The 14,486-nt window shown below is 71.7% G+C and carries 12 protein-coding genes; 2 read left to right on the forward strand and 10 right to left on the reverse strand.

Going from position 1 to position 14,486, the window contains the following annotated elements:
• Positions 1–80: 80 nt before the first annotated feature.
• Complete coding sequence (locus ACFYWS_RS21805) at positions 81–2,213, forward strand: MMPL family transporter (protein ID WP_389279079.1); 2,133 nt, start codon at positions 81–83, stop codon at positions 2,211–2,213.
• A gap of 83 nt (positions 2,214–2,296) precedes the next feature.
• Here the strand turns inward: ACFYWS_RS21805 and ACFYWS_RS21810 are convergent, their stop codons facing one another.
• Together ACFYWS_RS21810 and fmt are read right to left on the reverse strand one after the other, a co-directional pair.
• Positions 2,297–3,727 carry an RsmB/NOP family class I SAM-dependent RNA methyltransferase gene (locus tag ACFYWS_RS21810; RefSeq protein WP_389279082.1) on the reverse strand — a complete coding sequence of 477 codons (1,431 nt, stop codon included), beginning with the start codon at positions 3,725–3,727 and terminating at the stop codon, positions 2,297–2,299.
• Between the two features lie 105 nt (positions 3,728–3,832).
• The gene (gene fmt / locus ACFYWS_RS21815; protein ID WP_389279085.1) at positions 3,833–4,762 is read right to left on the reverse strand and encodes a methionyl-tRNA formyltransferase; all 930 of its coding nucleotides are present in this window, start codon (positions 4,760–4,762) and stop codon (positions 3,833–3,835) included.
• A 282-nt stretch (positions 4,763–5,044) separates the two neighbouring features.
• Here fmt and ACFYWS_RS21820 point away from each other — a divergent pair, with 282 nt between their 5' ends.
• Positions 5,045–5,620, forward strand: a complete 576-nt coding sequence (locus tag ACFYWS_RS21820) for a hypothetical protein (RefSeq protein ID WP_389279088.1) — start codon at positions 5,045–5,047, stop codon at positions 5,618–5,620.
• 226 nt (positions 5,621–5,846) lie between these two features.
• Here ACFYWS_RS21820 and ACFYWS_RS21825 read toward each other — a convergent pair whose 3' ends face one another.
• From ACFYWS_RS21825 to ACFYWS_RS21860, 8 genes are all read right to left on the reverse strand, one after another.
• Positions 5,847–7,988: a primosomal protein N' gene (locus ACFYWS_RS21825; RefSeq protein WP_389279091.1), complete on the reverse strand. Its 2,142-nt coding sequence runs from the start codon at positions 7,986–7,988 to the stop codon at positions 5,847–5,849.
• Positions 7,989–8,110: 122 nt separating this feature from the next.
• A complete protein-coding gene (gene metK / locus ACFYWS_RS21830; protein WP_389279094.1) occupies positions 8,111–9,319 on the reverse strand; it encodes a methionine adenosyltransferase in 1,209 nt (402 codons plus the stop codon).
• 302 nt (positions 9,320–9,621) lie between these two features.
• A complete protein-coding gene (gene coaBC, locus ACFYWS_RS21835) occupies positions 9,622–10,875 on the reverse strand; it encodes a bifunctional phosphopantothenoylcysteine decarboxylase/phosphopantothenate--cysteine ligase CoaBC (RefSeq protein WP_389279097.1) in 1,254 nt (417 codons plus the stop codon).
• A gap of 58 nt (positions 10,876–10,933) precedes the next feature.
• Entirely contained in the window at positions 10,934–11,206 is a 273-nt protein-coding gene (gene rpoZ, locus ACFYWS_RS21840; RefSeq protein ID WP_326014223.1) for a DNA-directed RNA polymerase subunit omega, read from the reverse strand.
• Between the two features lie 26 nt (positions 11,207–11,232).
• Positions 11,233–11,790 (reverse strand): guanylate kinase, encoded by a 558-nt coding sequence (gene gmk / locus ACFYWS_RS21845; RefSeq protein WP_389279101.1) that lies wholly within the window; start codon positions 11,788–11,790, stop codon positions 11,233–11,235.
• Between the two features lie 72 nt (positions 11,791–11,862).
• Positions 11,863–12,186 (reverse strand): integration host factor, encoded by a 324-nt coding sequence (locus ACFYWS_RS21850; RefSeq protein ID WP_026246651.1) that lies wholly within the window; start codon positions 12,184–12,186, stop codon positions 11,863–11,865.
• A gap of 279 nt (positions 12,187–12,465) precedes the next feature.
• Complete coding sequence (gene pyrF / locus ACFYWS_RS21855; protein WP_389279104.1) at positions 12,466–13,311, reverse strand: orotidine-5'-phosphate decarboxylase; 846 nt, start codon at positions 13,309–13,311, stop codon at positions 12,466–12,468.
• Positions 13,308–14,411, reverse strand: coding sequence for a quinone-dependent dihydroorotate dehydrogenase (locus tag ACFYWS_RS21860; protein ID WP_389279107.1), 1,104 nt, complete (start codon positions 14,409–14,411; stop codon positions 13,308–13,310). The genes pyrF and ACFYWS_RS21860 overlap by 4 nt, the downstream gene beginning before the upstream one ends.
• Between the last annotated feature and the right edge of the window lie 75 nt (positions 14,412–14,486).

A 14,486-nucleotide genomic window follows, 5' to 3' on the forward strand; every position in this document is an offset into this window, starting at 1 on the left:
TGGCGGCTCGCAGGAGGGCCCGGCCTGACGGGCCGGTCCTCGGGAGAGCAAGCACCGCGCACGACGCAGCGGGGGACCCCATGGCGGACGAGCAGAGCACGGTGGGTAAGGCGCCCGGACGCCGCGGTGTCGCGTGGCTGGTGTGCGGGCGGCGCAGCAAGTGGCTGGTGCTGCTGCTGTGGCTGGTCGTCATCGTTGGGACGGCGCCGCTCGCCCAGAAGCTCACCGACGCGCAGGACAATGACGCGCAGTCCTGGCTGCCCGGCTCCGCGGAGTCCACTCAAGTCCTCGACCTGTCCAAGGACTTCAGGCCGGAGACCATCCCGGCCGTGGTGGTCTACGCGCGCGAGGGCGGGCTCACCGGCGCGGACCGGGCCCGGATCGCCAAGGACGTCTCCCAGCTCAAGCAGCTGAGCGCCCATGGCGTGCGGGGCACCGAGGCCCGCGGCCCGGTCTTCGACAAGCGGTCCGGGCCTTCGGCGGCCCAGATCTACGTCCCGATCACGATGGACGCGAAGGGCTGGGAGCGGATCGGGCCCGCCGTGGACTCCATCCGTGACCGCAGCGGCACGTCGGCGGACGGCCTGCGGGTCCACGTCACGGGGCCCGGCGGCACCTCTGCGGACTTCTCCGAGGCGTTCGAGGGCATCGACTCGACGCTCCTCCTCTCGGCGCTCGGCATCGTGATCGTGATCCTGCTGTGCACGTACCGCAGCCCCTCCCTGTTGCTCGTACCGGTGCTGAGCGTGGTGGCGGCGCTGTTCACGGCGCAGGCGCTGATCTATCTCCTCGCCCAGCACGCGGGGCTCACCGTGAACGGGCAGAGCGCGGGCATCCTCACCGTCCTCGTGTTCGGCGCGGGGACGGACTACGCGCTGCTGCTCGTCGCCCGCTACCGCGAGGAGCTGCGCAGGCACGAGGACCGCCACGAGGCGATGGCGCTTGCCCTGCACCGGGCGGGCCCCGCGGTGCTCGCGTCGGGCGCGACCGTCGTCCTGAGCATGCTGGTCCTGCTGACGGCCGACATGAACTCGACGCGGGGCCTCGGCCCGGTCTCGGCGATCGGCGTCGCCGTCGCCCTGCTCGCGATGCTGACGCTGTTCCCCGCCCTCCTGGTGATCTTCGGCCGCTGGCTGTTCTGGCCGGTGGTCCCGCACCTCGGCTCGCCGGAGCCCACCGAGCGGGGCGTGTGGGCGCGTACCGGACAGAAGATCGCGCGCCGCCCGCGCCTGGTGTGGATCGTGACGGCGGCGGCGCTCGCGCTGCTCTCCCTCGGTCTGATCCAGCTGAAGGCGGAGGGCATCAGCAACGCCGACTCGTTCACCGACAAACCCGACTCCATCGTGGGACAGGAGATCTCCGCCGAGTACTTCCCCGCGGGCACCGGCGACCCGCTGGTCATCGTCGCGAACGAGGCGCAGGGCGAGCAGGTGCGGCGCGCGGTCGCCACGACGAAGGGCATCGTCCGCGGCAGCATCGGTGTGCCACCGAACACGAAGCCCGCGGCGGACGGCCGGATCCTCTTCGAGGCGACGACGACCGCGCCGTCCGACAGCCAGGCCGCCAAGGACACGGTGGACCGGGTCCGGTCCGCGGTGCACGACGTGACCGGCGCGGAGGCGAAGGTGGGCGGCGGCACGGCGGCGCTGCTCGACATGGAGCGGGCGACCACGCACGACAACAAGCTGGTGATCCCGCTGGTCCTGGTGGTCGTCCTGCTGATCCTGGGGCTTCTGCTACGCGCCCTGGTGGCGCCCCTGTTGCTGATCGCGACGGTCGTCCTGTCCTTCGCCGCGGCCCTCGGCATCAGCGCGCTGGTCTTCCGTCACCTCTTCGACTACGCGGGCGAGTCGACGGACTTCCCGCTGTTCGTCTTCGTGTTCCTGGTGGCGCTCGGCATCGACTACAACATCTTCCTCACGACCCGCATCCGTGAGGAGGCCGCGCGCCTGGGCACACGCTCCGGCGTCGTCACGGGCCTGGCCGCGACCGGCGCGGTGATCACGTCGGCGGGCCTGGTCCTCGCGGGCACGTTCGCGGCCCTCGGCACGCTCCCCATGGTCGCCTTCGCGGAGATCGGCTTCGCGGTGGCGGTGGGCGTCCTCCTGGACACGTTCGTCGTCAGGTCGATCCTGGTGACGTCCCTGTTCCTGGATGCGGGCGACAAGGTCTGGTGGCCGAACAAACTGCGATCAAGCCCCGCCGGCGATTGAGGCTTCCAAGCCCCGCCGGCGATTGAGGCGCGGGGTCCGGGGCAGCGCCCCGAGTCGTCAACCCCGGACTACCGCAACACAACTCACGCCGTACGCCGAACCAACGCCAAATACATCGCATCGGTCCCATGCAAATGCGGCCACAACTGCACATCCGGCCCCTCCCCCAACGCCGGCACCCCCTCGAACAACGGCCGCGCGTCGACAAGTTCCGCCCCGCCGAACTTCTTCAGCACGTCACCCACGACCGCCCGCGTCTCCGCGAGATGCGGCGAGCACGTCGCGTACCCCACGACACCCCCCACCCGCACGGACTCCAACGCCTTGCGCAGCAGGTCCCGTTGCAGCGGAGCGAACCCCTCCAGGTCCTCGGGACGCCGCCGCCACCGCGCCTCCGGGCGCCGCCGCAGCGCGCCAAGTCCCGTACAGGGCACGTCCATCAGGATCCGGTCGAACGTCTCGGGACCCCACGGCGGCCGCGTCCCGTCCGCGGCGATCACCTGGTAGGGCCCCGGGTTCCCGGCCAGCGCCTTCGCGACGAGCCCGGCCCGGTGCGGCTGCTTCTCCGACGCGAGCAGTGTCGCCCCGCGCTCGGCGGCGAGCCCGGCGAGCATGGCCGCCTTGCCGCCCGGACCCGCGCAACCGTCGAGCCACTTCTCGTCGCGCCCCTCGACCGGAACGTTCGCGAGTGCGATGGCCACCAGCTGGCTGCCCTCGTCCTGCACTCCGGCCCGCCCCGACCGCACGACGTCGAACGAGCCCGGCTCACCACCCTCGGCGAGCCGCACGGCGTACGGCGACCAGCGCCCGGGAAGCCCCGACTCCTCGCCCACCTCGGCGAGTACGGCCTCGGCCGTGGTCCGCCCGGGCCGCGCCACGAGCGTCACCTCGGGCCGCTCGTTGTCGGCCTCCAGCAGATCCTCGATCCCGGCACGTCCGCCGCCCAGCGAGTCCCACAGGGCAGAGACAACCCATCGCGGATGCGAATGCACCACGGCCAGATGGTCGTCGGGATCGTCGTCGTACGGCGGCGCGACCCGCTCGACCCACGCGTCGAGGTCGTGCTGCGAGACCTTCCGCAGCACGGCGTTGACGAACTTGGCCCGCCCGTCACCGAGCACGACGCGCGCCAGCTCGACCGAAGCGGACACGGCGGCGTGCGTCGGGATCCGCGTACCGAGCAGCTGATGCACACCGAGGTTGAGCACATCGAGAACCGGCGGGTCGACCTCCCGCAGCGGCCGGTCGATACAGGCGGACACGATCGCGTCGTACGTCCCCTGCCTGCGCAGCGTGCCGTACACGAGCTCGGTCGCGAGCGCGGCGTCCCGCACGTCGAAGTCGCCCTTCTCGCGGGCCTTGCGCAGCAGCGGCGGCAGCACGAGGTTCGCGTACGCGTCCCGCTCGTCCACCGCACGCAGCGCCTCGAAGGCGAGGATGCGCACGGCGTCCTTCTTGGGACGGCGGTGGGGCTTGCCGGGCTTACGAGGGGGCCGGCCGGGCTGGTCGCTCAAAGGTGCTCCGCTGCTGGGATCGTACGGGCGCCACGCACGGGGCGTACGCCGAGATGTTCCCTCCCAGGGTACGTCGCGGCCCCGACAACGGTCCTGGTGGGCCCGTCAGCCCAGGGTCTCGCCCTCGGTGATCCGGGTGCCCCGCGCCCAGTCCGCGGCGGCCATCGGCTTCTTGCCCTGCGCCTGCACCCAGAGCAGCTCGACGGCGTGCGAACCGGTGCCTACGTAGAGGTTCTTCTTGCCCGCGCCGATCTCACCCGGCGCCAGGTCGGTCCGGTCGGGCGCGAGGACGGCCGTACGCACCTTGAGCCGCTCGCCGCGGAACTCGGTCCAGGCACCCGGCGCGGGCGTGCAGCCACGGACGACCCGGTCGACCCGCAGGGCGGGCGCGCTCCAGTCGATGCGGGCGTCCTCCACGTTGATCTTCGGCGCGAGGGTGATGCCGTCGGCGGGCTGCGGCACGGCCTCGACCGTGCCGTCCTCGATCCCGTCCATCGTCGCGGAGAGCAGCCCGGCGCCCGCGAACGCGAGCCGGGTCAGCAGGTCGCCGCTGGTGTCGGTGGCACGGACCGCCTCGGTCACCGTCCCGTACACGGGCCCGGAGTCGAGCCCCTCCTCGATGAGGAACGTGGACGCGCCGGTGATCTCGTCACCGGCCATCACCGCGTGCTGCACGGGCGCGGCGCCCCGCCACGCGGGCAGCAGCGAGAAGTGCAGATTGACCCAGCCGTGGGCGGGCACGTCGAGCGCCACCTTCGGCAGCAGCGCCCCGTACGCGACGACCGGGCAGCAGTCGGGAGCGATCTCCCGCAGCCTCGCCAGGAACTCCTCGTCGCGCGGCTTGGCCGGCTTGAGCACCTCGATGCCGGCCTCCTCGGCCCGCTGGGCGACCGGGCTCGCGACCAGGTGACGGCCGCGCCCCGCCGGTGCGTCGGGCCGGGTGACGACCGCGGCGACCTCGTGCCGGCCGGAGGCGATCAGGGCGTCCAGGGCGGGAACGGCGACCTCGGGGGTGCCTGCGAAGACGAGCTTCATCGGTGGCTTACGGCCTCTCGGGGCAGGGTCAAGGGCAGCGCACCAGTCTATGGGTGCCGAGTGACGGGCGCGTACGGGGCGCACGTTCTGACGTGCGCCCCGCGCATATGCGGATGCGCCCGAACAGCGTGACCACTCACCGGATGACGCGTTGGTCAAGAAAGAGTTGACCAGTCATGGGCCGCAATCAGTCTTCCGTCATCGTTCACTCGTCTTCGTCGGTGTCGCTTGACGCGAGCGTGGCCCGATCCCTTTTTCATCGCCGGTTCGAGAGGCTTGTTCATGGCCGACCACGCAACCCACGACGCCCAGGCACGGGCCAGCCTGCATCTTCTTGTGCGGGACATCGAGCGGGTCCGCCGTCAGGTGGACGCGCTGCGCACCCTCACCGCACAGCTGGGCAACGTGTACCGCCCGCGCCGCTCAGGCCCCTCCGCGGGGTTCGTCGTCTACGGGAGGGCGCCCGCCCCCACCGTCCGTCTCGCCCAGGAACTGCGCGACAGCGTCGAGACGTTGGTCACCGCAGCCGTGGACTTCGACCGTTCGCTGGGCTTCTCGTGGGACGCGGTGGGCTCCGCGCTCGGCGTCACCAAGCAGGCGGTCCACCGCAGGTACGGGGCGCGCAGGGCGGTCACCCAGGCCGCGGCCGAGGCCGAGCGCGGGGCGGAGATCCCGGGCTCGCCGGTGTCCGCCGTACCGTCCTCGGCGCAGGCCACGCGGCCCCCCGTGCCGATGGGAGCGGGCCCGCTGCCGTCGGTCCCCGCCGCCCGCGCGCTGCCCGCCCAGCCGACCGCGGTCACCACGGGCCTGCGCGACGACTCGCGCCCCACCACCTTCCCCGGCCCGCGCCACGGCTGAGCCACCACGCCCCGCAGACCACTGCCTCCCCGTACGCCCGTCCGCGCACGGGGAGGCAGCGCTACTTCCGACTCCCCGCCCCGCCTTGGGCAATCTGCCGTCCCCAAGCTCTCCGACAAGCTCCGAGCAGGGGAGACCCCACCGGGCGGCAGCGTGGGCAAGGCGGCACCCCGGTGCCGCGCACACCCACAATCGGCGTCAGCCACGGCCGACCAGAAGCCCCCGCTCACCCGATGTCGAGCGGATCCACGCGGACGCGAACAGGCTCGCCCGCCCCCCGCGCCATCCGCGCCGCCTGCGCCTGCTTCAGGGCGCGCGCGAGCACGGAGCCGCTCCCCGGCGGCACCCGCACCAGCACCCGCTCCCACTGCTCCCCGGCCGGCGGCCCGCCGCCCCGCCGCCCCGCACCCGGTATCGCCTCGGGCACCGGCACGGGCCCCAACACCTCCGCGTCCCCCGGGAGTTCCACCGCCGCCATGAACCCGGCGACCGCCTCCGCCGTCCCCGTCACCGCCGCCATCCGCGACACGGGCGGAAACCCGAGCTCGGCCCGGTCCGCGAGCTCCCGCACGGCATGCCCCACGGGGTCCCACCGCACCAGCGCCTGCACCGGCCGCAGCGTGGGCTCGGCGACCACGACCACCGCGCCCCCCACCTCCTGCGGCCGCACCAGCGCGGACGCCGCGATCCAGCGCCGCAGCGCCTCCTCCCCCGCCCGCAGATCGGCCCGCCCCAGCATCGCCCATCCGTCGAGCAGCAGCGCCGCCGCGTAGCCGCCCTCGGCGACCGGCTCGGCCCCGGGTGTGCTCACGACGAGCGCGGGCGTCCCCGGAACCGTGTCGAGCACCTGCTCCCGCCCCGACGTCCGCACCGGCACAGTGGAGAACGCCCGCCCCAACTCCTCGGCGGTGCGCCGCGCCCCGACGACCTGCGCCCGCAACCGCGTTCCCCCGCACTCGGCGCACTGCCAGCGCCCTTCCTCGCGCCCGCACCACCCACACGCGAGCACGCCGGACGCCTCCCGCGCCTCCAGCGGCCCGGCGCACTGCCGGCAGCGGGCGGGCTCACGACACCGCTGGCACGCGAGCCGCGGAACGTACCCCCGCCTCGGCACCTGCACCAGCACAGGCCCCTCGCGCAACGCGGTCCGCGCCACCTCCCACGCGAGACTCGGCAACCGGGCAGCCCGCGCCGCCTCGTCGCGCGCCACATCCCGGTCCCCCACGGTGCGGACGAGCGGAGCGACCCGCCGTACGACGTCCCGCGGCGCGCTCACGGCGGCTGCCCACCCGCTGCGCACCAGCTGGGCGGCCTCGACCGTACAGCTCCAACTGCCCAGCAGGAACGCGCACTTGTCGCGCGTGGCCCGCAGCTCCAGGACCTCCCGCACGTGCGGGAAGGGAGCGTGATCATCGCTGTGGTGCTGGTCCCCGTCCTCCCACACCACGACAAGTCCCAGATCCCGTACGGGAGCGAACATGGCCGCCCGCGTCCCCACGACGGCCCGTACGGTCCCCCGCCGCACGGCAAGCCACTCGGAATACCGCCGCTGCTGCCCGGCCTCAGCCGTCAGCAGCGCGTGCTGCCCCTCCCCCAGCTCCTCCCGCAGCGCGGCATCGACGCGCGCCGCGAGCCGCACGGTCGGCACGACGACCAGGGCCCCCCGCCCCGATGCGAGCGTCGCCCGCACGGCCCGGGCGATCTCATCGGCCCACTCGGGCCCGGGCAGCGCGGTCCACACCGCTCGCGGCGAGCCGCCCGCCGACAGCGCGGCCAGGAAATCGGCCCCCCGCTCGTACCGCGCCCAGGAACCGGTCTCGGGAGCCTCAGGCGGCGCGGGGGGAGCAGCGAACTCCCGGGCCTCGGCCTTGGCGTGCCGCGGCGGAATCGCGAGCTGCAGCACATCGGCGAGGCTCCCCGCGTACCGGTCGGCGACGGCCCGGGTCAGCCCGAGCAGCTCCGCGTCCAGCACGGGCTCGGGCGACACGATCTGCGCGAGCGCGGCAAGCGGCCCCTGATATTCGGCCTCGGCCACCCGCTCGACAAGGAACCCGTCGATCAGCCCGCCGCCTTCACGCCGCCCGTCCCGCACGTTCCGGTTCCCCGCCCCGAACCGCACCCGGACCCGCACGCCCGGCTGCGCCGCGGCGTCCAGCTCTTTCGGCACCGCGTACTCGAAGTACCGGTCGAGATGCAGCACCCCCTTGTCCACGAGCACCCGCGCCACCGGCAGTTCCTCGGCCAGCGGCGCCCCCCGCCACGTCCGCGGCTTCGCCTTCGGCTTCTTGGCAGCCCGCACGCTCTCCCGGATCAACGCAAGCTGCTCCGGCTCCCCGCCCTCGTCGCCCCTGTCGTTCTCGCTGCTCACACGTGCATTCCTACCAGAGGGGACTGACACCGGGCCCGCCCCGAAGCGGCCCACGAACGCCGAAGGGGCCCGGCCCTCCCCAAGGAGAACCGGGCCCCACGGGCCGATCAGTGACGCGGGGCCTACAGGCCGGCGGCCTTGCGCAGCGCGTCCACGCGGTCCGTCTTCTCCCACGTGAAGTCGGCCAGCGCGCGACCGAAGTGACCGTACGCGGCCGTCTGGGAGTAGATCGGGCGGAGCAGGTCGAGGTCGCGGATGATCGCGGCCGGGCGGAGGTCGAAGACCTCGGAGATCGCGGCCTCGATCTTGTCCGTGTCGACCGTCGCCGTACCGAAGGTCTCCACGAAGAGACCCACCGGCTCGGCCTTGCCGATCGCGTACGCGACCTGGACCTCGCAGCGCGCGGCGAGACCCGCGGCCACGACGTTCTTGGCGACCCAGCGCATCGCGTACGCGGCCGAGCGGTCGACCTTGGACGGGTCCTTGCCGGAGAAGGCGCCGCCGCCGTGGCGGGCGTAGCCGCCGTACGTGTCGATGATGATCTTGCGGCCGGTCAGACCGGCGTCGCCCATCGGGCCGCCGATCTCGAAGCGGCCGGTCGGGTTGACCAGCAGGCGGTAGCTGTCGGTCTCCAGCTTGATGCCGTCGTCGAGCAGCGCCTTCAGCTCCGGCTCCACCACGAACTCGCGGATGTCGGGGGCGAGAAGCGAGTCCAGGTCGATGTCGCTCGCGTGCTGCGAGGAGACCACGACGGTGTCCAGGCGGACCGCCTTGTCGCCGTCGTACTCGATGGTGACCTGGGTCTTGCCGTCGGGGCGCAGGTAGGGGATCGTCCCGTTCTTGCGCACCTCGGAGAGGCGGCGCGAGAGGCGGTGCGCGAGGTGGATCGGGAGCGGCATGAGCTCCGGCGTCTCGTCGCACGCGTAGCCGAACATCAGGCCCTGGTCGCCCGCGCCCTGCTTGTCGAGCTCGTCCTCGTCGCCCTCGACGCGCTTCTCGTACGCCGTGTCGACGCCCTGCGCGATGTCGGGCGACTGCGAGCCGATGGAGACCGAGACGCCGCAGGACGCGCCGTCGAAGCCCTTCTTCGACGAGTCGTAGCCGATCTCGAGGATCTTGTCGCGCACGAGCTGCGCGATCGGGGCGTACGCCTTGGTGGTGACCTCGCCGGCCACGTGCACCTGGCCGGTGGTGATCAGCGTCTCGACGGCGACGCGGGACGTCGGGTCCTCGCGGAGCAGCGCGTCGAGAATGGTGTCGCTGATCTGGTCAGCGATCTTGTCGGGGTGACCCTCGGTAACGGACTCCGAGGTGAACAGGCGACGGGACACAACGCTCCCTGTGGTTGCAGCGGCTGCTGGCTGATCATTTGACGGTTGGTGCGGGGGGCTGCGCCCGGCACCGTCCGGGAACAGTTTATCGGTCGTACTGGGCCGCCGGGTCACGTGTCTCGCCCTATGGGAGTGCTGTGACCTGCGACACCGCATTCTGCGATACGACGATCGGTCTTCGGAAGGGTACTGCCCGCCCGAAATTGGCGTGTTTTCGGGGTTTCGCTGCGTCAGGCGTGCCGGATGTGAATTTCACGCACCGAACACCCGCCGAAGGGGTTCCGCGCGTGTTCGACAAACATTCAGCCGGCCGTCGCGGGCCCGAGGCGGCGCGCCGCCTCGTCCCAGATACGGTCGGCGAGCGCTTCCTTCGGGCCGTAGGGGACCGGCGTCTCGTGCCCGTCGGCGCCCAGGATCACGGCCTCGTTCTCCTCGGAGCCGAAGGTCTTGCGCTCCCCCACCTCATTGACGACGAGCAGGTCACAGCCCTTGCGGGCGAGCTTGGCGCGGCCGTTGGCGAGGACGTCGTCGGTCTCCGCGGCGAAGCCGACGACGACCTGCCCCGGACGGGCGCGGTCGGCGGACAGCTCGGCGAGGATGTCCGGGTTGCGGACGAGGACGATCGGCGCGGGCTCCTCGTCGTCCTTCTTCTTGATCTTCCCGGTGGCGTAGGCCTCGGGGCGGAAGTCGGCGACGGCCGCGGCCATGACGACCGCGTCGGCGTCGGCGGCCGCCTTGAGGGCCGCCTCGCGCAACTGAACGGCCGTCCCTACGCGGACGACGTCGACGCCCGCCGGATCCGGGAGGTCCGCGTTCGCGGAGAGCAGCGTGACGCGGGCGCCGCGCGCCGCCGCCGTCCGGGCGAGCGCGTAGCCCTGCTTTCCGGAGGAGCGGTTGCCGAGGAAGCGGACCGGGTCGAGGGGCTCGCGGGTGCCGCCGGCGCTGACGACCACGTGGCGGCCAACGAGGTCCTGTGGGGCGTCGCCGCGCGCGAGCACCCGGCGCGCGTACTCGAAGATCTCCGCCGGGTCGGGGAAGCGTCCCTTGCCGGTGTCGACGCCCGTGAGGCGGCCGACCGCCGGCTCGATGACGAGGGCGCCGCGGCGGCGCAGCGTCGCGACGTTCTCCTGGGTGGCCGGGTGCTCCCACATCTCGGTGTGCATCGCGGGGGCGAAGACGACGGGACATCGGGCGGTGAGGAGCGTGTTCGTGAGGAGGTCGTCGGCGAGCCCGTGGGCCGCCTTGGCGAGCATGTCGGCGGTGGCCGGCGCGACGATCACGAGGTCCGCGTGCTGGCCGATGCGCACGTGCGGCACCTCGTGGACCGAGTCCCAGACCTCCGTGGAGACCGGGTTGCCGGAGAGCGCCGACCAGGTCGCGGCGCCGACGAAGTGCAGCGCCGATTCGGTCGGCACGACGCGCACGTCGTGGCCGGACTCCGTCAGCCGACGGAGCAGCTCACACGCCTTGTAGGCGGCGATTCCGCCGCTGACCCCCAGAACGACCTTCGGCTTCGACACCGGCTTCTCCCCTGAATCGCGAGCGTACGACTCCATGACACACCACAGGCCCGGCAAGAGCGCTGCCGGGCCTGAGGTACCGAAACTATGAGCGTTACTGAGCCGGGCCCTCGATGGCCTCGGACGTCAGCAGACCCGCGTTGATCTCGCGAAGAGCGATCGAGAGCGGCTTCTCGTGGACGTGCGTGTCCACCAGCGGGCCGACGTACTCGAGCAGGCCCTCACCGAGCTGCGAGTAGTACGCGTTGATCTGACGCGCGCGCTTGGCGGCGTAGATGACCAGGCTGTACTTCGAGTCGGTAGCCTCGAGGAGCTCATCAATCGGAGGGTTGATGATGCCCTCGGGCGCGGTGATGGTAGAGGACACTCTCTGCCTTCCGATGGGGTTAAAGATCAAAGAACTTTCATCAAGGCTAGCAGCTCACGGGCCACGCCCTCGACGGAGGTGTTGACAAGCGTGGTGTCGAACTCCGACTCGGAGGCGAGTTCCACCTTGGCGGCCCCGAGACGGCGCTCGATGACCTCCGGCGCCTCCGTGCCGCGCCCGGTGAGCCGGCGGACCAGCTCCTCCCAGCTCGGCGGGGCCAGAAAGACCAGCTGCGCCTCGGGCATCGATTCCCGGACCAGTCGAGCACCCTGAAGGTCGATCTCGAGCAGCACCGGCTCCCCCGCCTCCAGGCGGTCGAGCACGGCCCTGCGCGGGGTGCCGTAACGGTTCCCCGCGAACTCGGCCCACTCGAGGAGCTCACCGTTGGCGATCAGCTTGTCCATTTCCTCGTCGGTGACGAAGAAGTACTGGACACCGTGCTGCTCGCCGGGGCGCGGCTTGCGGGTCGTGGCCGACACCGAGAGCCAGACCTCGGGGTGTTCCTTGCGCATATGGGCGACAACCGTGCTCTTGCCGACCCCCGAGGGGCCGGAGAGCACGGTCAGCCGCGGACGTTCACTCATGCAGCGATTATTCCAGTTGTTCCGGAGTGCCCGGACCAGCCCCGGGGGTCAGCCCGGGACGGCCGCGGCCACTCAGGCTCCGGTGCTGCCGAACTCGCGCTCCAGGGAGGCGATCTGGTTGGAACCGAGACCGCGCACCCGGCGGGATTCGCTGATCCCGAGACGCTCCATGATCTGCTTGGCGCGGACCTTGCCCACGCCCGGGAGGGACTCGAGGAGGGCGGAGACCTTCATCTTGCCGATGACGTCGTTCTCCTGGCCCTGCTTGATGACCTCGTGGAGGGACGCGCCGGAGTGCTTGAGTCGATTCTTGACCTCGGCCCGCTCCCGGCGAGCCGCGGCGGCCTTTTCGAGCGCGGCTGCGCGCTGTTCAGGGGTAAGGGGCGGAAGAGCCACGCCTACGTCACCTCGGATGTCGAACTGTCGGATACGGACCGGTGAGGAACCTAGTCGCCCCACACCTGGTGAGCAACGAACAACCTGCTGGCGTGCAGTTGACCGTTGACTCTCGACGGAGACTAGCGGGCATGGCCGCCAGAGTCAGCGAGAACAGACGAAAAGTCCTGGTCAGCCTCTGTCGAGCCGTACATTCTGGACAAATCAACCACTAAACCGGACAGGATTCGGACGCAAAACCCAAGGTCGGCACGGAGTGCCACCCTTAAACCTCTCGCGTCAGGCCCCCGAGACGGCCTCGCGCACCTCGTCCGCGAACCGCACGGAGGCGTCCCGCAGGGCCGAGACCGAAGGTCCCGCCTTGAGAACTCCACGGCTCACATTCGGTACGACATTGCGCACGGCGGAGCCGAACACCGACGGCAGATCGGCCGCCGTGGCACCCTGCGCCCCGATGCCGGGGGCGAGGAGCGGGCCGTTGATGTCGAGCTCGTAGGAGGACAGGTCGCCGAGCGTCGCGCCGACCACGGCTCCGAAGGAACCCATGGGCTCCTCCCCCGCGTTCTCCTGCGCGAGGTGCGCGAGCATCGTCGCCCCTACGTCGCGGCCGTCGGCGCGGACCGCGTGCTGGACCTCGCCGCCCTCGGGGTTCGAGGTGAGCGCGAGCACGAAGAGGCCGGCTCCGGACTCGCGGGCGAGGTCCACGGCGGGCTTCAGGGACCCGTAGCCCAGGTACGGCGAGACGGTCAGGGCGTCCGAGAACAGCGGGGAGTCCTTGTGCAGGAAGGTCTGCGCGTACGCGGCCATGGTGGAGCCGATGTCGCCGCGCTTTGCGTCCATGACGACGAGGGTCCCGGCGGCGCGCAGGTCCGCCACGGCCCGCTCCAGGACGGCGACGCCCCGCGAGCCGAACCGCTCGAAGAACGCCGACTGGGGCTTGACCACGGCGACCGTGTCGGCCAGCGCCTCCACGCACGCGCGCGTGAAGGTCTCCAGGCCCTTGATGTCGTCGTTGAGGCCCCAGGAGGACAGCAGGGCGGCGTGCGGGTCGATGCCGACGCAGAGCGGGCCGCGTTCGTCCATGACGCGGCGCAGGCGGGCGCCGAAGGGGTCCATGACCGTCATGCGGAAACCTTCTTGGTGTCGGCGCCGATCGCGTCGGCGAGCGTGGCGTACGGGGAGTCGCGCAGGCGGGCGGCGAGGCCCTTGTGGATCGCGCGGGCGTAGCAGGGGCCTTCGTAGATGAAGGCCGAGTAGCCCTGGATGAGCGTGGCACCGGCGAGGATGCGCCGCCAGGCGTCCTCGGCGTTCTCGATGCCGCCGACGCCCACGAGCGTGATCCGGTCGCCCACGCGCGCGTACAAGCGGCTCAGGACCTCCAGGGAGCGCTCCTTGAGGGGCGCGCCGGACAGTCCGCCGGTCTCGTTCACGACGTCGCCCTTGGTGGCGAGGCCCTCGCGGGTGATCGTCGTGTTCGTGGCGATGATGCCGTCGAGGCCGAGCTCCACGGCGAGGTCGGCGACCGCGTCGACGTCCTCGTCGGCGAGGTCGGGCGCGATCTTGACGAGGAGCGGGACGCGACGGCTCCTCACCGTACGGTCCGCGGCCTCGCGCACGGCGCTCAGGAGCGGCCGCAGCGCCTCCGTGGCCTGGAGGTTGCGCAGGCCCGGCGTGTTCGGCGAGGACACGTTCACGACGAGGTAGTCGGCGAACGCGGCGAGCCGCTCGGTGGACTTCACGTAGTCGCCGGTGGCCTCGGCCTCCGGCACGACCTTGGTCTTGCCGATGTTCACGCCGACCGTGGTCCTGAAGACCGGGTTGCGGGAGGCCAGGCGGGCCGCCACGGCCAGGGAGCCCTCGTTGTTGAAGCCCATGCGGTTGATGAGCGCGCGGTCCTGCACGAGGCGGAACAGCCGCTTCTTGGGGTTGCCCGGCTGGGCCTCGCCCGTCACGGTGCCGATCTCGACGTGGTCGAAGCCCAGCATCGACATGCCGTCGATCGCGATGGCGTTCTTGTCGAATCCGGCGGCGAGCCCGAAGGGGCCGTGCATGCGCAGGCCCAGGGCCTCCGTACGCAGCTCCTTGTAGCGCGGCGCGAGATACGCGGCTACGAAGGTGCGCAGAACGGGTGTGCGGGCCGCGAGGCGGATCCAGCGGAAGGCCAGGTAATGGGCCTTCTCAGGGTCCATGCGCTTGAAGACGAGGTTGAAGAACAGCTTGTACATGCTGGAAGTCCTATAGGTCTTCATGAGGCGGTGGCCTCATGAAGAGGGGGACACCGGTGTGGTGTCCCCCTCTTG

Source organism: Streptomyces sp. NPDC002795, assembly GCF_042888725.1.
Lineage (GTDB): Bacteria > Actinomycetota > Actinomycetes > Streptomycetales > Streptomycetaceae > Streptomyces.

What these genes read in the sequence shown, in the direction of transcription:
- ACFYWS_RS21805 (WP_389279079.1), top strand. Translation starts at nt 81, where the DNA reads ATGGCGGACGAGCAGAGCACGGTGGGTAAGGCGCCCGGACGCCGCGGT.
- fmt (WP_389279085.1), bottom strand. Translation starts at nt 4,762, where the DNA reads ATGAAGCTCGTCTTCGCAGGCACCCCCGAGGTCGCCGTTCCCGCCCTG.
- ACFYWS_RS21820 (WP_389279088.1), top strand. Translation starts at nt 5,045, where the DNA reads ATGGCCGACCACGCAACCCACGACGCCCAGGCACGGGCCAGCCTGCAT.
- coaBC (WP_389279097.1), bottom strand. Translation starts at nt 10,875, where the DNA reads ATGGAGTCGTACGCTCGCGATTCAGGGGAGAAGCCGGTGTCGAAGCCG.
- gmk (WP_389279101.1), bottom strand. Translation starts at nt 11,790, where the DNA reads ATGAGTGAACGTCCGCGGCTGACCGTGCTCTCCGGCCCCTCGGGGGTC.
- pyrF (WP_389279104.1), bottom strand. Translation starts at nt 13,311, where the DNA reads ATGACGGTCATGGACCCCTTCGGCGCCCGCCTGCGCCGCGTCATGGAC.
- ACFYWS_RS21860 (WP_389279107.1), bottom strand. Translation starts at nt 14,411, where the DNA reads ATGTACAAGCTGTTCTTCAACCTCGTCTTCAAGCGCATGGACCCTGAG.